General features: G+C 45.4%; 17 protein-coding genes. 3 read left to right on the top strand and 14 right to left on the bottom strand.

The genetic code is table 11. From position 1 onward, the window contains the following. The gene (locus QFZ78_RS38155; protein ID WP_307555364.1) at positions 1–537 is read right to left on the bottom strand and encodes a shikimate kinase; all 537 of its coding nucleotides are present in this window, start codon (positions 535–537) and stop codon (positions 1–3) included. A 118-nt stretch (positions 538–655) separates the two neighbouring features. Between QFZ78_RS38155 and QFZ78_RS38150 the strand changes: the two genes are divergently transcribed. Further along, positions 656–979 (top strand): hypothetical protein, encoded by a 324-nt coding sequence (locus tag QFZ78_RS38150; protein WP_057302951.1) that lies wholly within the window; start codon positions 656–658, stop codon positions 977–979. Between the two features lie 12 nt (positions 980–991). Here QFZ78_RS38150 and gndA read toward each other — a convergent pair whose 3' ends face one another. The 10 genes from gndA to QFZ78_RS38100 all read right to left on the bottom strand — a co-directional run bounded on the left by gndA (position 992) and on the right by QFZ78_RS38100 (position 11,987). Continuing rightward, a complete protein-coding gene (gene gndA, locus QFZ78_RS38145) occupies positions 992–2,404 on the bottom strand; it encodes an NADP-dependent phosphogluconate dehydrogenase (RefSeq protein WP_307555362.1) in 1,413 nt (470 codons plus the stop codon). Between the two features lie 32 nt (positions 2,405–2,436). Then, the gene (locus QFZ78_RS38140) at positions 2,437–3,204 is read right to left on the bottom strand and encodes an SDR family oxidoreductase (RefSeq protein ID WP_307555360.1); all 768 of its coding nucleotides are present in this window, start codon (positions 3,202–3,204) and stop codon (positions 2,437–2,439) included. Positions 3,205–3,260: 56 nt separating this feature from the next. Further along, positions 3,261–4,832, bottom strand: coding sequence for a gluconokinase (gene gntK, locus QFZ78_RS38135; RefSeq protein ID WP_307555358.1), 1,572 nt, complete (start codon positions 4,830–4,832; stop codon positions 3,261–3,263). Next, on the bottom strand, positions 4,829–6,100 hold the full coding sequence (locus QFZ78_RS38130; RefSeq protein WP_307555356.1) for a nickel pincer cofactor-dependent isomerase, group 22: 1,272 nt from the start codon (positions 6,098–6,100) through the stop codon (positions 4,829–4,831). Before QFZ78_RS38130 ends, gntK begins: the two co-directional genes overlap by 4 nt. 18 nt (positions 6,101–6,118) lie before the next feature. After that, the gene (locus QFZ78_RS38125; RefSeq protein ID WP_307555354.1) at positions 6,119–7,123 is read right to left on the bottom strand and encodes a LacI family DNA-binding transcriptional regulator; all 1,005 of its coding nucleotides are present in this window, start codon (positions 7,121–7,123) and stop codon (positions 6,119–6,121) included. Between the two features lie 102 nt (positions 7,124–7,225). After that, positions 7,226–8,527: a 6-phospho-beta-glucosidase gene (locus tag QFZ78_RS38120; RefSeq protein WP_307555352.1), complete on the bottom strand. Its 1,302-nt coding sequence runs from the start codon at positions 8,525–8,527 to the stop codon at positions 7,226–7,228. 5 nt (positions 8,528–8,532) lie between these two features. Then, positions 8,533–9,531, bottom strand: a complete 999-nt coding sequence (locus QFZ78_RS38115; protein WP_307555349.1) for an N-acetylglucosamine kinase — start codon at positions 9,529–9,531, stop codon at positions 8,533–8,535. Between the two features lie 30 nt (positions 9,532–9,561). Beyond that, positions 9,562–10,557 carry a LacI family DNA-binding transcriptional regulator gene (locus QFZ78_RS38110; RefSeq protein ID WP_307555347.1) on the bottom strand — a complete coding sequence of 332 codons (996 nt, stop codon included), beginning with the start codon at positions 10,555–10,557 and terminating at the stop codon, positions 9,562–9,564. A 380-nt stretch (positions 10,558–10,937) separates the two neighbouring features. Further along, positions 10,938–11,534 carry a hypothetical protein gene (locus tag QFZ78_RS38105; protein ID WP_307555345.1) on the bottom strand — a complete coding sequence of 199 codons (597 nt, stop codon included), beginning with the start codon at positions 11,532–11,534 and terminating at the stop codon, positions 10,938–10,940. Positions 11,535–11,750: 216 nt separating this feature from the next. Then, positions 11,751–11,987: a DUF6953 family protein gene (locus QFZ78_RS38100; protein ID WP_029195560.1), complete on the bottom strand. Its 237-nt coding sequence runs from the start codon at positions 11,985–11,987 to the stop codon at positions 11,751–11,753. 217 nt (positions 11,988–12,204) lie between these two features. On the opposite strand from QFZ78_RS38100, the gene QFZ78_RS38095 reads away from it, so the two are divergent. Then, positions 12,205–12,303 (top strand): YjcZ family sporulation protein, encoded by a 99-nt coding sequence (locus QFZ78_RS38095; RefSeq protein ID WP_307555342.1) that lies wholly within the window; start codon positions 12,205–12,207, stop codon positions 12,301–12,303. 54 nt (positions 12,304–12,357) lie between these two features. Here QFZ78_RS38095 and QFZ78_RS38090 read toward each other — a convergent pair whose 3' ends face one another. Genes QFZ78_RS38090 through QFZ78_RS38080 form a run of 3 tightly spaced genes read right to left on the bottom strand, consistent with a single transcriptional unit; the run spans position 12,358 to position 15,640 of the window. Continuing rightward, positions 12,358–13,512, bottom strand: coding sequence for an ABC transporter permease (locus tag QFZ78_RS38090; RefSeq protein WP_307555340.1), 1,155 nt, complete (start codon positions 13,510–13,512; stop codon positions 12,358–12,360). Continuing rightward, positions 13,505–14,692: an ABC transporter permease gene (locus tag QFZ78_RS38085; protein WP_307555338.1), complete on the bottom strand. Its 1,188-nt coding sequence runs from the start codon at positions 14,690–14,692 to the stop codon at positions 13,505–13,507. The genes QFZ78_RS38090 and QFZ78_RS38085 overlap by 8 nt, the downstream gene beginning before the upstream one ends. A gap of 12 nt (positions 14,693–14,704) precedes the next feature. Further along, a complete protein-coding gene (locus QFZ78_RS38080; RefSeq protein ID WP_307555336.1) occupies positions 14,705–15,640 on the bottom strand; it encodes an ABC transporter ATP-binding protein in 936 nt (311 codons plus the stop codon). A 201-nt stretch (positions 15,641–15,841) separates the two neighbouring features. Between QFZ78_RS38080 and QFZ78_RS38075 the strand changes: the two genes are divergently transcribed. Beyond that, on the top strand, positions 15,842–16,978 hold the full coding sequence (locus QFZ78_RS38075) for a sensor histidine kinase (protein ID WP_307555334.1): 1,137 nt from the start codon (positions 15,842–15,844) through the stop codon (positions 16,976–16,978). The last annotated feature ends 5 nt before the right edge of the window (positions 16,979–16,983 follow it).

Genomic DNA, 16,983 nt, shown 5'->3' with positions numbered 1-16,983 from the left:
CTAGATTTCAGCTTGCTGGATGATAAGTGCTGTAATTTCGTCCGTTGTTAATTGTGTTGTATCGATAACCGAATGCGCGAAATTATAGGCAGACTTACGTTGCTCAAGCAGCAGGTGAACGCGCTCCTCTAAATTCCCCTGCAGCAAAGGACGACTGGTATCGCTGCTCACTCTTTGAATGATGATCTCTGGTGATGCTTTCAGCGCTACCACATAGCCATTCTGCAGCATACAAGCTCGGTTACACTCGGCCAGCACTGCGCCGCCGCCTGTAGCCACAACTTGGCCTTTACGAGCTAATATATGTTCCAGCGCCTTACTTTCTAAAGCACGAAAATGCGATTCACCATGAATGCGAAACAAGTCAGAAATGCTTGTCTGATGCTCTTCTTCCAGAGCCGCGTCCGAATCTTGAAAGAACCATCCTAACTGCTCTGCCAACTTCTTTCCAACGGTTGATTTGCCAGTCCCCATAAATCCGACAAGTACAATATTCCTTGCTGTCACGTTAATCCCCTTTTCCCATATGCTGTTCATACAAAACTTTCCCAACATCATAACATAGCCAAATCGACATGAATACAATCCACCAAAAAATCATATAGTAGTGTGAATAAATTCCAGCACAAACAGTTAAGATTTTAAGAGAGACCATATGCCGACAAGGAGAGATGGAGCTTTGAACCCAACTGTTGCCTATCAAAACCGCACAAAAGGCAAACTGGAGCAAATTTTACACCCAAGCTATACGCTTTGCAAAGAGGATGTTGTGTGGATACTGGAGTTTATTAAGAAAAAAGTGGCTGAAGAAGACCCGCTTATGCAAGGTCTTACTCAACCACGATTATTAAGAAATTTTCGCTATTTTGCCGAAGTCTCTCTGATGCTCATTCACAGACGGAACGGCTTTGATCAAGAGGCCGATCGTTTGAAAATGTGGCTGCGTGAAGCAGCATACGGTTTACAGGAAGAGGCTTAAGGCCTTATCCTCTTAGTTTTCCATCCAATTGAAGTGGAAGGAACCCTCTTTGTCCACACGTTGGAAAGTGTGTGCACCAAAATAATCGCGCTGCGCTTGCAGCAAGTTAGCCGGCAATCTTTCCGTACGGTAGCTATCGTAGTAAGCTAGTGCCGATGCGAAAGCCGGAACAGCAATACCGCGAGTAACCGCTTCTGCAATTACCTGTCTCCATGATTGTTGATAATTATCAACCACACCATTGAAGTAGGAATCAAGCAGCAGGTTTTTGAGTCCAGGATCGCGGTCATAGGCTTCCATAATATTTTGCAGGAATCTAGCACGAATGATACAGCCGCCACGGAAGATCATTGCGATGCTGCCATATTTCAGATCCCAGTTATATTCCTCGGAAGCTGCTCTCATTTGAGCAAAGCCTTGTGCATATGAACAAATTTTACTTGCGTAAAGCGCTTGGCGAACAGCCTCGATAAACGCTTTGCGATCGCCTGTAAAGGCTGGAGCATCAGGTCCTTTGAGCACTTTGCTTGCCGCTACGCGTTCTTCCTTCATCGCGGAGATGAAACGGGAGAATACGGATTCTGTAATAATGGAAAGCGGTACACCAAGATCCAGAGCACTTTGACTGGTCCATTTTCCTGTACCTTTTTGACCAGCGGAATCCAGAATAACGTCAACCATAGGCTTGCCGGTTTCAGCATCATATTTAGTGAAAATATCACGTGTAATTTCGATCAAGTAGCTGTCAAGCTCGCCATTGTTCCATTCTGTGAAGATCTCATGAAGCTCTTCTACGCTTACATTCAGAACATCTTTCAACAATTGGTAGGCTTCGCAAATAAGCTGCATATCACCATACTCAATGCCGTTATGCACCATTTTCACGTAGTGACCAGCGCCATCAGGTCCGATATAAGTACAGCAAGCATCGTCGCCCACTTTGGCAGAAATCGCAGTAAGAATAGGCTCAACGAGTTTATAAGCGTCTTCTTGTCCGCCGGGCATGATAGCTGGACCTTTAAGCGCGCCTTCTTCACCACCGGAAACACCCGTTCCAACGAAGCGAATACCTTGCTCAGCAAGCTCTTTATTACGACGCTGCGTATCTGGGAAGAATGCATTGCCTCCATCGATTAGGATATCGCCTTTGTCCAAATAAGGAACAAGTTGGTTAATGGTATCGTCAGTTGGACCGCCTGCTTTAACCATGATCAAAATTTTGCGTGGAACTTCGAGTGATTGCACAAATTCTTCAATGCTGTATGTACCTACTAATTGTTTGCCTGGGGCTTCTTGCAGAAGCTCTTTTGTTTTTTCGGCAGAACGGTTAAAAACGGAAACAGTGAATCCTCTGCTCTCGATGTTTAAAGCCAAGTTTTTACCCATAACCGCTAGACCGACTACACCAATTTGTTGTTTAGTCATCTCTCTCATACACCCTTCCGATATATAAATATTTAAATCGTCATCGCGCCAAAACCGCCATCCACTCTTAAAACAGAACCTGTTACAAAGCTAGAAGCTTGTTCAGAAGCAAGGAACACAGCAGCACCCTGAAGCTCAGACGCTTCACCGAATCGATTCATAGGCGTATGACGCATAATGGACTCGACACGTTCAGGCGACAGAATCTTACGATTCTGCTCCGCTGGGAAGAACCCAGGAATAATCGCATTGACACGCACACGGCTCGGAGCGAATTCACGGGCTAGATTCTGCGTGATGTTATTGACAGCTGCTTTGGAAGCGGAGTAAGTGAATACACGGGAAAGCGGCGGATCTGACGAAACGGATGAAATATTAATGATACTTCCTCCAACTCCTCGATCAACCATGTATTTCCCAAACACTTGGCAGGCTAACACGACACTTTTCAAATTAACCTCCATAATAGAATCCCATTCTTCCATGGAAATGTCAAAGAAAGGCGTGGCACTATTTTTGCCAGGGCAGTTCATTAGAATATCCGCACCGCCAGACCAAGCGATTACTTCTTTGAGAACAAGCTCCAAATCTTCACGTCTCGTTGCATCAGCTTGAAAGGTATTAGCTTCCCCGCCAATGGCTTCAATGCTCTGACGAACCTGATCACTTTTCTCTTGATTACGACCGACGATGGCTACTTTCGCTCCATGTCCAGCCAGAGCAAGAGCCATAGAGCCTCCAAGTGTGCTGTTACCGCCAATAATTACTGCTGTTTTCCCTGTAAGATTGAATAAATTCACTGTTCTTCCCCTCCAGCATTTTGCTTGGCAAACCTTCATAATAAGCCTAAGCTAATTTATAATTGAGGGCCCCGTAGGTGCTGTTGTTGAAAGGCGGTAATCGCATCGAATTGATCTTTTAACTGATGATATACGCTTGTATAAATAGTTGTCAATTGTTGATAGATGCGATTATCGTTTTCATTCACCTCGTGAGCCATTCCTACCTGAATCCATTGATGCGCGTGAGATAGATCTTCGATTTCCCCCATTGCGAGCAGACCTAGCAAAGCTGCGCCGATCCCTGAGCTTTCAATCGAATCTGGCACAGTAACGGATGTGCCGAGCATATTCGTCATCATCTGGCGCCAAAAATCAGACCGGGCAAATCCACCGGACGCGCGAATCACAGTGGCAGGTCCCATAATCCGTTCCAAGGAAGCGCTAACTGCTTGGATCGAGAACATGACGCCTTCGAGCGCGGCACGAATCATATGCTTCTTCTGATGGCTGAGTGAAAGCCCGAAGTAAACACCGCGTGCATTGGCGTTCCAATAAGGCGCACGTTCGCCGGAAAGCAGCGGCAGGAACAGCAGACCATCAGAGCCCGCAGGAACTTGTGACGCTAGCTCCGTCAAATAATCATAGGGATCGATTCCCTGGCGGCGGGCTTCTTCTGCTTCCGCCGTAGCGATCTGGTCTCTCACCCAACGGAAAACGATACCACCGTTGTTGATCGGTCCGCCGACGACCCAGAAGTTTTCTGTTAGCGCATAGCAGAACAGCTTGCCTTCGGGGTCGGTTTGCGGCTTGGTGACGACGCTCCGAACGGCACCGCTGGTGCCGATGGTGACGGCGACGACACCTGGCTCGAAAGCGCCAACGCCGAGATTCGCGAGGACACCGTCGGACGCGCCGATAATGAACGGCGTGTTCTCGGACAAGCCCATTGCGGAGGCTAACTCGGCGCTGAGCCCTTCTATGCGGTGCGTTGTAGGCACCAGCTCAGAAAGCTGCTCCGGCGTCACACCGGCCTGACCAAGCGCTTCTTCGTCCCAATCGAGCTTCTCCAGATTGAATAGCCCTGTTGCACTGGCTAGTGAATGGTCAATAAGATAACGACCAAACAGCTTCGCGAAGACGTACTCCTTGATGCCAATGAACTTGTAAGTTTCCTTGACGAGCTCTGGTTCGTTATCACGGAACCACATCAATTTGAGAAGCGGTGACATTGGGTGAATCGGCGTTCCTGTCCGCGAGTAAATCTGCTGACCTAGGCCGCTGCGCTTAAGCTCTTCCGCATACTGCGCACTGCGATTATCCGCCCAGGTGATGCATGCGGTCAGTGGCTTCGTCTGCTCGTCAACAGCAATAAGGCTGTGCATGGCTGAGCTGAATGAGACGCAGAGCACTTGGTCAGCTGTGACACTAATCTTGCGAACAACAGCGCCAATACCTTGCACAACGGCGTTGAAGATTTGATCTGGATCTTGTTCCGCCCGATCACCGGCCGGTGTGTAAAGGGGATATTCAATGGAGTGCGAAGCTAGAACTCGACCATCCCGATCGATCACGAGCGTCTTCGTGCTCGTTGTCCCAATATCCGCCGCGACAATGTATGGCTTATCTCTGACTGCGTCAACTGTCATTTGCTAATATTCCCCTCTGCATCAAATGAAAGTTCATAAGGTTCTGATAGAATTTCAATATCCGGATGCTGACGAGCTTCCTCTAACAAATTCACGGAAATTTCAATTTCGCCCAGGTGAAGTGTATCTTGAATCCGAACTAGCTTGCAGGTCGTGTAATCTAGAATGTTACAGGTTTTAACAGCTGCCTTGATCGCGTAGAAATCGTTCTCCAGCGTTGTGGCGATCTTAGTAGGCGCACATACGGTTGAAGTAAGTCCGTTCGCGTAAGTGAACTCCAAGTTCGTTTTATCCACAAGTCTTTGTGTGGTGAAATCAGCCGTTCCTACACCGTTGGCGTTACCCTTCGTTTCTGGTGTTAAGTCCAGTACAACCATTTTGGCAACATCTGGGCCTCCATGCGCGTATGGAGTTGGGTAGCGGCCGGTAACGTTGGGATCCATCCCATCGCCGCTAATATTTTTGCCAATATAATCAATGACAAGAACATCGATTTCGTCGAATAAAATCTTCGGTAGACGCGATTTTGCTTCGATCAGCAGTTGCTCCTCCCGCACTTCAATTTCAGCTGCAGGCAGCACTTCCACTTGGCATGTCTCATCATAGGCATTTTCTACAAGCGCGACGCCGAACACGATGGGCAGCTTCTCGATCATCAAATTGGCCATGGCCGGCACATTCTCCGCCATATACTTGAAGCCAAGCTGGTGACAAGCTTCAGCGCCTTTTTGTTTGCCTAGACCGATAGCGATCATCTTCATGATCCCGCTCTCAATACGTCCACGAAACGCCGTATGCGGCTTCACACGGTTAATAACGACGATGGCATCTGCCTCTGAAGCAATGCGATCTACATAAACCGGCAAACCGTTAGGCAGTTGGTCGATCTTCACGACTTCCATGGAAGAACGAATAGGCGCGCCCATCGAGGCTTCCGTAATGCCAAAATGCTGCAATACCTCCGTCTGTCCTTCGGCTGTAGCACCACCGTGACTTCCCATACAAGGTACGATGAACGGGAACGCACCTCTGTCTTTAATGGCGTCAATGGTCGTTTTGGTGAAGGCTGCGATATTAGCGATCCCCCTGCTTCCCACAGCAACAGCAACCTGCTGACCAGGATGTATGCTTTCCATAACTCCGCTGCTGGCTAGCTTATTCACTAATTCCAATTCGGGATTTTCCAGAATGGTACGATCAAACTTCTGCCGAATCTTTACCATTTGTGGAATCGGAATATCATTTAATAACTCCCTCAGAATGCTCATCGACTATTCCCTCTTTCCTTATGGTGTCAATAATCGCACGGATTCCCGTACGATCAACTCTGTTTTTAATAGCAACTGTTCCGTTTCGTGCTGCTTATTTTCTATATTTCCAAGAAGTCGCAAAGCGCCTTCTCTGCTAATTTGCTCAATCGGTCTGCGAACGGTTGTCAGTGCGGGGGTTACGTAGGCTGCGAATACCGTATCGTCGAATCCAACCACTGAGATATCGTTCGGTACGTTCAACCCGGCTTCCGATATTGCTTTCATCGCCCCAAGTGCCATTTCATCATTACAGCAAAATACGGCCGATGGTGTTTCATCCAGCGTCAGGAATTGCTGCATGGCCTTATGTCCGCTTTCCAGGTCGTACAATCCCGGCATGCGATATGCAGGTGGAACGGTAATCTGGTAATGCATCATGGCTCGTTCGAAGCCATCTTTCCGATTCTGCGCGGATTTAAATCCTTTGCGACCCTCAATAAGAGCAATACGCTTATGTCCCTGTTCAATCAAATAAGAGGCTGCCAGAAATGCGCCTTGCTCCTCATCTGAGAGAACATTCAGCACGCCTGAAGTTTCAACCGGGCGATTCAGCACAACTTGCGGGATACCCTTACTAGCGATGTGGTCAATGATGGCTTGATCGTCATCACTCTGACTGACAACAACAATACCGTCGAAGCTTTTCTTCGTAATCGAGTGAAAACTGGTGTAATCGTCAATCCCTTTAACGATCAATTGGTAACGATCCTGTATGACACTGTTGACACCACGGATAGCTTCATAGAAGAAGCCGGCGGAAGTTCCTTTGCTTAGTGTGGTAAAGAACAGCCCTAAGTTATACGAACGATCCAGCACCAAACTCTTCGCACTGTAATTAGGCGTGTAATCCATCTGTTCAGCGATGATTCGGATGCGCTCCTTCGTCTCCTCCTGAATGAGCGGACTGTTGTTCAGCGCTCTGGAAACCGTTGTATGAGACACACCTGCAAGCTTGGCAATATCTTTAATGGTAACGCTCATACCCTCACCTCTATCTGAAGCATATCACATCTATGCACACGTTAACAATAGTCTTTTTTTCAACAAAAAAACTCCCTTCTCAGGGAGCTTCCTCTTCGTGTATTATTTGAAAAAAGCCGGTAGATACGCTTTATTCTTCTCCAGCATTTCTTCCATAAGCGTCTTGGCTACTGCCACTGACGGCACCAATGGATGATGAACCAGTGCTTGTAGAACGAGATCTCTACTGCCTGTCACAGCTGCTTCAATGGTGAGGCGTTCATATGTTTTGACTGCATGAATAAGGCCTTTGACATGTTCAGGAACTTTGGTCAGGCCCATTGGAATAGGACCACCCGCTGTAATGACACAATTCACTTCAATACAAGCATCCTTCGGCAAAAAGTCGATGATGTTATCGTTCATTACGTTCAGTGTTTGAATATCCCGCTTGTCATTGTAAATGGAATCCATGAGATTGACAGCTGCCTCTGAATAATAGGCACCTCCGCGTTTCTCCAACTGTTTAGGCTTCTCCTGCAGGTCAGGATCTTGATAAAGCTCGAACAATTCTTCCTCAACGCGTTTCACAACTTCCGCCCTAGTCCCATTTTCTTTGAGCGACGCCAACTGTTCTTCAAGCATGATATCCGTCATGTAAAAATATTTCAAATAGTAGGAAGGCAGGGATTGCAGCGAACGCAAGAAATCCGCATCCCACTCGCTTGCCGGTACGTTTTTGCCGCTAAATTCTTCTTTGCGATCCAGCAATTCAGCTAATTTATCCTCGCCTCTGATTTCAGCGCGCGTTACCCAGTGGAGATGGTTTAACCCAACGAACTCGGTGTATATCTGTTCAGGTGCAGCATCATACTTGTTCATTAACCATTTGTGCAAACCGATAGGCGCATTGCAAAGACCTATGCTTTTCACTTTGGAGTACTTATGAATCGCCTCCGTCACCATACCTGCAGGATTCGTGAAGTTCAGCAGCCACGCGTTAGGGCTCAATTCTTCAATATCCTTACAAATATCAAGCAGTACAGGAATCGTACGAAGTGCTTTCATCATCCCGCCCGGACCGGTCGTTTCCTGCCCAATAACACCGTATTTGTTAGGAATATGCTCATCCCATTTACGGGCTTCCAAAAGACCTACGCGCATTTGCGTACTTACGAAATCCGCATTTTCGATCGCTTTTCTGCGATCCAAAGTTAAGTGTACCTCGATCGGTAAACCGGACTTCTCGATCATTCTTTTTGCCAAATTACCAACGATTTCCAGCTTGTGCTTACCTTCTTCCACATCCACAAACCAAAGCTCTCTGACAGGCAGCTGGGCATATCTTAAAATAAAACCTTCTACGATTTCCGGCGTATAAGATGAACCTCCGCCAATGATGGCAATTTTCAATGCATCTCTCATTGCACTCACATCCTAGTCTTATCTAATAATTGTATGGTTTGATAGTCGGACACGGTCCGGAGTTTCTCGTACACATCTATGGTAACGGGGGTACCTGCAGCTTCCATCGCCATCCAAACGGCGCCTACCACAGGTTCAACGTTCAATTTCACAATTGTGGCATTGGAGGCGACTTCGCTGACTGCCTTTTCAATATAAGAATGAATAAAGGGCCCCTCACCTCTTGCAATGACACTGCCCGCAAGTACAACTTGAAAAGTCTCTTGCTCCATGTTTAAACGTTTAATGACAGCAACGGCTGACTTGCCAAGCTCTTCCCCTTGCACCCTGAGAATGCGGCAGGCGACCTCATCACCTTGCTCTGCAGCTTGGAACAACAGTTTGGTCGTATGGAGCGGTACGGATTTGTTGTTATCCAGAAAATCATCAAACAGCACCTGCACCGAATCGTAGCCAAAATACTTGATCAGCAGTTCAGTCAGCATAGTGGGTTGCTCTCTGCCATCCCATGACCGAATGACAGAACGAAAAGCCTCTACAGCGAGTGTGCCTCCCCCGCCAAAATCACCAAACTGGTAGGTGAAGCCTCCACATTGAAAAAACTCACCTTGCCTGTTCTTGCCGGCACTGTTCGTTCCACTTCCGCAGATGAGAACCACGCCAATAGGCTGTGGCGTACCAGCACGCAAAGCAATCATGGTATCACAATCAATCCCATAATTCGTGAATCCCAGTCCGCCAATTAGCGGACGCAGGATCGTATAATCAATCGGTCGATCTGCGCCAGCAAGGCCGAAAAAAGCATATTCAATGTCGTTGTATGTAAGCCCCGCCTGCTGCAGCGCCATTGCTACGGAGTTTGTAATATTTCTGAGTGCTTGTTCTACACCAAGTTGATGATTGCCATTGCCGCTGTGCCCTTTACCGATGATATGTCCATGTTCATCTGTTACGAGCGTGTAGGTTTTACTCCCGCCTGCGTCTACACCCAAATAATATTTCATGCTTTCAACTCCTGTATATATCCATCATCTCTAGTTTCGCTTACTTGTGGTGGATTCTCGAATGATTAATTCCGGTTCCAATTGCACCGTTATATTACGTTTGGCTGTACCATCAATCCACTTAAGCAAAATATCGACGCCATGCTGCCCCATTTTGTCCGCCGGTTGACGAACGGTTGTTAACCTGGGGCGGAATTCCTCCGAGAAAATCTGATCATCAAAACCAACAATTGACAGATCACGCGGTATTTTGTAGCCCTCATTTTTGAGCGCGTCCATCACACCAAAAGCTGTCAGATCATCGGCGGCAAATACCGCACTCGGAAGTTTTCCCGACTGAATCCAGCGACTTGCCGCTTGGTAACCGGAGGTGATGCTGAAATTACCTTTTTCAATCCAAGAAGGATCCAAACCTGCCTCCTGCATCGCACTGACGAAACCGCGCCGCCGCTCGCTGCTGCTTAAGTAAGGTTCAAGCCCGGAAATATGGGCAATCTCCGTGTGGCCTAGGTCAATTAAATGTTTCGTGGCTTCGTAGCCACCTTTATAATTATCAATAATTACAGAGGATATCGAGGGATGAATATGCTGATTATCCAGCATGACGAAAGGAATTTTCTTCTTTTTCAATTCCATGACATAATCATCCTCATGAACCGGCGAGAGCATAATAACACCGTCCACACGGTCCTCTTGGAACATGGAATTATCGAAAGATGCGAACACGTCTGTTGATATCGAAAGCGCTAAGAAGTAACCTTTTTCAGCAAGCCGATCGTTAATCTCTTTGACTACTGCATCCAAGAAAGAATCATTTAAAGTGGTAATGCCGAGTCCAATAATACCCGTCTTGCCACGAGCCAAGCTTCGTGCAGCTGCATTCGGATGGTAATCTAGCTCTTTCATCGCTTGCAGCACTTTTTGGCGATTTTTTTCACGTACAGTGCCTGCTTGATTAATGACTCGCGAAACAGTGACGACTGACAAACCGCTTCTCTTGGCGACGTCAAAGATGCTTACTTTCATATAAAACAACTCCTGTAGCTCTATAATTGCAGTAATCAAGTCGATTTACAGCATGTTTCCAAAGTACCACAATTAGCGTTTCAAATATACAAGAGGAAAATGCAATATGGCACGCAGCATTCCTCCAGCTTGAGTGTGTTAAAAGTTTAACCGCTTTAACTTTTAGTGATTACTCCCCCCTTAATTTTAGAATATTGAAATATTCTAGGTTTCTTCCAAAAACCGATCCCCTTCGAAAGTTAAAGCGCTTTAACTTTCGTGAATTAATTATATACGATGAAGTCCGGGTTAACAAGCATAATTCGACCAATAAATTTAAAGAGAGACCATATCTATAGCTAGATACAGACTCTCCTCTTATTTAACTCCAATATTCATTTTCACATCTCCAATAAGAGCATTTCTTGTCTCATTTCGATCAGCTTGGTTTTACTCTCCATGACCGCTTTGACATCGCCTGAAACCATCGCATCATGCAGGGTAGCTAGTTCGTAATCAAGCTCCATCCGTAAAATTGGAATTCGATCGTCGGTACGCTTGGATCGCAGCGCTTGCATGACTTCCTCTACGGTCACGGCAGGCTCCTTCTGATACAGCACTTTATGTTCGATACCGCTAATCTCGACCATTCGAATAATTTCACCGAACATAATATTCTCAATGAGAATTTGCCGATCCTTGAATCTTTTTACAACAGCATGACCACGTGTATCACCAATCAGCTTCTCCATCATTTCGGCAAGCTTCTCATCTTTGAAGGAATAATTGCCTACAATTTTATACTTTTCACCGATTCGTTCGAATTTCAGCTTAATCAGCTTGCGTCCTGTGCGAATGGAAATGATGAACTGCAGTTCGCTTTCGTTCCAATACAGAGAATAACCTTCCTGAATGAGTGCTTTAATGAAGTTCCGGATTAGCCGGCGATCAAATCGTAACTCTAGGTTGCAATACTCCACTTCATGACTCTTACTCACGGCAATCCCCTCCATAATTGGCGCATATTATTTTGTTTAAATATTCAGACAACTTATCTGCTTACTCTTATCTTATTATGAATTCTATGTTTTAGCAACTTGGATTATTGACATTTTTTTAAGGAAAAACGTACAAAAAAAGCTGATGCCCGTATTCTAACGGCTTCAGCCCTAAACTGGAAGAAAACGGCCTCTGCCTATGCAGTACCTATGCGTTTAATGCCATCCCCAGAAAAATCCATCGCGCTCCCAAGCTGCTTTACCGCCATGAAGTTTTTTAAAGATTTTCTTCACATCTTTGGAAATCGCTTGATTCCCATTCTCGTTCACATATATGAAGGATTCCCCAAAATGTTGAATTATATAGTCCACTGCTTCTTTCTGATATAAAATACCCGCGGATTTCAACTGCTCCATCATCCATTCTGCAACTTCATTCGCCGTAACGGCCATTTGCATTCTCTCCCTTTATTCGTATGTCTAAGGCCTGTGTACAGGCAAGTGACGCTATTGTACCATAGGAACACAATCTTTTCGAAATCATCGTCCGAATAGGTACAGGAGCACAATCATCCTAATAAATCCGAATAGCCCATTCATTCCTAGGTAGAGCTCCATATGCTATCTCGTAAGACAAACGAACAGATTGTAAAACGAAAGGGTGATTTAAATGGGTTATGATGCAGGTGTCGGTGGTTATAGATCTTCCGCAGCCGTTTTGGTTCTCTTCATTTTGTTGGTAATTATCACTAGTGCTTTCTTTATCTAATTCACTTAAAAACGAAAGGGCTATTCTGCTGAAGCAGATAGCCCTTTTACTTTGTTAACTAACCTCGGCATCACCCGGTCTAAGAATAACCGAGCCGACGCCTAGAAGAATCAGTCCAAATAAGGTGAGTACGCCCATGTGCATCCACATCTGCGACAGAGTCTGACCAGAAGCCATTCGCTGAATGGCCTCAATCACCCACTTTTGCGGAACGAAATTCGCAATTTTCTGCATCCATTCCGGCATAAAGCTGATCGGCCAGAAGCATCCGCCTAACATACACGTTGGGGTAACAACGAGAGAATTAATCACGCTCATATTCGACGCATTCTTAACCATACTAGCTACCGCACTGGCAATTCCCATGCTGGCTAATAAGAAAAACTCCAACATAATAAACTGCGATAAAAACGGAAGTCCGTACTCATAATTCGTTACATAACGCGTAAATAAAAGGATGACAAGCACCTGCAACGTCCCAACCAGGAAACTGCCTATGAAATTTCCAAGTACAATTTCGAAAGAATGAACCGGCGCCGAATACGTTCTAGCCATGGTTCGTTGTCTACGATCATCCATAATCACGGAAACGGTGTTATTGATTAACCCCATCATGAACATCAGCATGAAACCAATCACAGTATTCATTTTCGGATTCACATATAAATCAAGGTCAGTAATTCGCTCCTTTACTTGATGCTTCTCCATCTGAGAAATCGTTTTCTCCACTGCTTCGTGTAGCGCTGCATCTTGGAACCCTTGCTGGCTATACAGCTCAATCGTTCCTTGATATCTAGATAGAATACTATCCAGATTGATTTTGAGCGTAATCGAAGCCTCATTTATGTTTAGTTGGTACATATCTATTTGCGCTGATGCACCTTTCATCAACGTCTCGCTGAATCCTTCAGGAATCAGAAAAGCGCTGCTCACTTTTTGCTTCGTAACCATTTCTTTAAGTGCTGTTTCAGAAGCTTCTTGTTTGAGCCGATAATCTGGCAGCATGGAAAGTTCTTGCAAGAGATGGGAACCCATCGCTCCTCGATCCAAATTGATATAAGCAATATCAACCCCGTGCTCGCTCTGTTGACCAAGTACACCAATGATTAGCGAAACCGCTGCTGCTGGAATGACTAAATACATCAAAAAGCCTTTTTTCTGAAAAAGTGTACGTCGCAGCATATTGAGCGCTATAAATAAGCTATTCATGATATCCCGCCTTCCGATAAACAATCAGGGAAAGAAGCAACAGTCCCCCACTAATACTAGCTAAGATCAATAGATGATACCCTATGAAAGCAGCATCACTTCCGAGCATAATCCGAAACATACTCTGCATGGCCCAGTGATTGAGCGTAAACTCTCCCATTCGCTGCAGAAGACCCTCTGGAAGAGGTGTGAAACCTCCACTCAGGAAGGTCATGACAAGAATGATCATTTGGAACGTCGTATTGATTGCTTTAGACGATTTCGCTGCCAGCATAATCAATATCGCTAGACTCATCGAAGCCACGATAATCAATAAGCAAACCAGGAAGAGGTGGAAGAAGTCATTTCCCCAATCGACACCATAAAACAGAATAGTTGCAATAATAATGATTGCTGCCTGGAGTATCGAAATGAAGATATTTCCAAGGATTTTACCTAGCAAAATTTGATATTCATGAATGGGCATCGCATTTAAGCGTGATAACGTGTGACTTTCTTTCTCTCCTTGCAAACCAAATGCCGCTCCCATGCCCGAGTATAACAAAAACATGACTAGCATAGACGCTGTGTAATACTGCATTGCCGTATAGTTGGAATTAGAAGAAGTAAGCTTGCCTAGCCGTACATGCGAAGAAGCCTCCGCTGTTGGTTTGAAAGATCCGTCACTACCTTGTTTCTGCAACATTTCCGCTCCCCCGGGGCCTGCTGAAATTATCGCGGCTTGCCTATAATTAACTTGTTCCAAAAAGGAGCGAAGCGTCATCTTAGCGGTCAAATTTTGCCCATAATCCTGGCCAAGTATCATCTCCCACTCTGCTTCCTTTCCTTCAAGCACGCGGCTGCTAAAATCACTTGGAATGATGAGTGCAAACTCCGAATCCCCAGATTTGAGCCGTTTTACTGCTTCTTCACGTGATTGAATGTTCATTGGTTGTATGATCTTCATTAACTCCGGAGTGCTGAGAAAGCTAGTTAACCCTGCGCTTAAGACTCCTAAATCTGACTGCACCACATCTACCTTAACGGGCTTCAGTGTCCGATCTTCCATTTTGAACGTGCCTGAGAGCGCCGATCCCAAAATGAATATAAGTAAAAGCGGCATCAAAAACTGAATAATGAGTACATATCGCATGCGCATAAAACGCAATATTTCATACTTAGCAATGATCCAAATCGGCATGGTGACCTCCTCCTAATCCCGTAAGGTTCTTCCGGTCAACGACAGAAATAATGCCTCAAGATCAGGCTCCACCTGCGTGAGCGATTGAATTTTCACTTCGTGTTTGGAAAGGATAAACAGGATATCTTGCAAATAGGCTTGCGAGGAACCCACCAGCAGTTCAAGTGTCTGTTCATGTATGGTGACTTGCTTAATCCGCGGATGATCCCTTAATTCTTTGACGACTTCTTCCCTCAGGTTAGCTGCTTGAATGATAATTTTATTGTCCTGCTCAACTTTACCGCGCAATTCTTCGTGAGTCCCACAAGCAATGAGGTGCCCATGATCCATGATGCCGACCCGCGTGGATATGGCGGACACTTCCTCCATGTAGTGTGAGGTATAAATGATCGTTGAGCCCATACGGTTCAGCGTCCTAACTGATTCCAGAATGTGGTTTCGGGACTGAGGATCGATGCCCACGGTAGGTTCATCCATAATAATCAGCTTTGGATGATGCATAATTGCACAAGCAATGTTCAATCTGCGCTTCATTCCGCCCGAAAAGGAACTCGGTTTATCGCGAGCGCGATCTGATAGTCCTACAAATTCCAGCGCTTCCTCCACTCTGTCTTTCAGCAGTTTACCTCTTAAGCCATATAATTTCGCGAAAAAAGTGACATTTTCTCGCGCTGTTAAGCTTTCGAAGATCGCGAGATCTTGTGGAACAAGACCAATTCCCCGTTTCACTTCAATTGTATCTTTTGCAACCGAGAGCCCATCAACAAACATTTCACCTTGATCGATTTTGAGCAGGCCGCTTAGCATTTTGATCGTTGTGCTTTTCCCGGCCCCATTGGGTCCTAACAATCCGAAAATTTCACCTTCATGAATCGATAAATTCAAATGATCGACAGAAATTTGATTGCTATACTTTTTGACAACATTTTTTATTTGAACAAAGCTCATAAGATCCTCTCCCTTTTCCCAATTCCCTATTTCCAACTGGTGTTATTACAATCATTGTATCGCCAAGAGATCCCCTTAACAGGTAGAATAAGTCATTATTCAAAGGTGACAAAAGTCATTATCTGTCTAATAGACGTGTTAACCCACTTGGTTAATATGGTATACTTTGCTAATACTTGCCCTGCAAAGGAAGGGAATCGATTGACACAATTAAGCTCGTTAACCCGTTATTTACTCATTCTCATCCCAGCGATTGCCTCGATGTATCTCGAAAGCTATTCATCCAATGGCATGTATGTTTTCCTCATTCTCTTATTCATTTGGATCGCTGAACTGCGCAGAACGATATTCTCGAGATCAGCATGGATGCTTTTACTCGAAATCGGATTCAGTGGATGGTTGAGCTATCACTATGACGGCATTTTATTCATCACCTTTTACTCCACGCTCTTATCCTATGTAACGACCGTAAATAGTCATATTCGATACTATTTCGTGAGTATTCACTTGATTGTATTGAACATATCCTTACACAGTCAGCCAAACAGCTACTACCTTATTGCCAATCTCATCTTTATGTCTCTGACGCTGCTCCTGCTGCAGATGCTCCAGACTGAGCAAAACAAAGAGGAAGTTGAGCTACTCTACGATAGGCTTCGGAGGCAGCATTACGAGCTGGACGAAGCTCGCATTCAGTTAATGGATTACGCCCGAAAAGTCGAAAACATCGCACAAACGGACGAACGCAATCGGATCTCCCGAGATATTCATGATGATTTGGGGCACAAGCTGATCCGGCTTAAAATGATGATGGAAGCATCCTTGCAGATCCTTCCTACTCAACAGACGAAAGGCGTAGACATGTTAATGTCAGTCCGTGACCAGCTAACAGAAAGCATGGAACTGCTGCGCTCAACCGTACGCAGACTGAAACCAGATGAAGAAACATTGCAAACCTATTCACTGGAGAGGCTCATTGAAGGACTGACAGCAGATAAAGGGATATCTATTGAGGTTGAGATACAGGGGATGCCTTACGTGCTGTATCCGAGTCTAGAGTTCATTCTATACCGTAACGCACAAGAAGCCATCACGAATGCCATTCGTCACGGGTCCGCAACCCAGGTTCTTATTCAGTTAACCTATGAATCCAAACAAATTACAATGTGTATTTCGAATAACGGTAAATTGCCTACTGAGCGCAATGTAAACGGACTAGGAGTGTCAGGCATGGAAGAACGAAGTAAGCTCATTGGCGGTCAGCTGATTGTGTCAATTGAGGATCAATTTACAGTGACAACTGTCTTGCCTACTTTTCGCCAAATTGAATCTACCTAAGAAAG

It is taken from the genome of Paenibacillus sp. V4I5 (assembly GCF_030817255.1).
Taxonomy (GTDB): Bacteria; Bacillota; Bacilli; order Paenibacillales; family NBRC-103111; genus Paenibacillus_E.
Note: the sequence above shows the minus strand (reverse complement) of the source record. Positions and strands in the feature narration are given on the sequence as shown.

Coding starts and splice junctions, on each gene's coding strand:
- QFZ78_RS38155 (WP_307555364.1), bottom strand. CDS start 537: ATGAACAGCATATGGGAAAAGGGGATTAACGTGACAGCAAGGAATATT.
- QFZ78_RS38150 (WP_057302951.1), top strand. CDS start 656: ATGCCGACAAGGAGAGATGGAGCTTTGAACCCAACTGTTGCCTATCAA.
- gndA (WP_307555362.1), bottom strand. CDS start 2,404: ATGACTAAACAACAAATTGGTGTAGTCGGTCTAGCGGTTATGGGTAAA.
- gntK (WP_307555358.1), bottom strand. CDS start 4,832: ATGACAGTTGACGCAGTCAGAGATAAGCCATACATTGTCGCGGCGGAT.
- QFZ78_RS38130 (WP_307555356.1), bottom strand. CDS start 6,100: ATGAGCATTCTGAGGGAGTTATTAAATGATATTCCGATTCCACAAATG.
- QFZ78_RS38125 (WP_307555354.1), bottom strand. CDS start 7,123: ATGAGCGTTACCATTAAAGATATTGCCAAGCTTGCAGGTGTGTCTCAT.
- QFZ78_RS38120 (WP_307555352.1), bottom strand. CDS start 8,527: ATGAGAGATGCATTGAAAATTGCCATCATTGGCGGAGGTTCATCTTAT.
- QFZ78_RS38115 (WP_307555349.1), bottom strand. CDS start 9,531: ATGAAATATTATTTGGGTGTAGACGCAGGCGGGAGTAAAACCTACACG.
- QFZ78_RS38110 (WP_307555347.1), bottom strand. CDS start 10,557: ATGAAAGTAAGCATCTTTGACGTCGCCAAGAGAAGCGGTTTGTCAGTC.
- QFZ78_RS38100 (WP_029195560.1), bottom strand. CDS start 11,987: ATGGCCGTTACGGCGAATGAAGTTGCAGAATGGATGATGGAGCAGTTG.
- QFZ78_RS38095 (WP_307555342.1), top strand. CDS start 12,205: ATGGGTTATGATGCAGGTGTCGGTGGTTATAGATCTTCCGCAGCCGTT.
- QFZ78_RS38090 (WP_307555340.1), bottom strand. CDS start 13,512: ATGAATAGCTTATTTATAGCGCTCAATATGCTGCGACGTACACTTTTT.
- QFZ78_RS38085 (WP_307555338.1), bottom strand. CDS start 14,692: ATGCCGATTTGGATCATTGCTAAGTATGAAATATTGCGTTTTATGCGC.
- QFZ78_RS38080 (WP_307555336.1), bottom strand. CDS start 15,640: ATGAGCTTTGTTCAAATAAAAAATGTTGTCAAAAAGTATAGCAATCAA.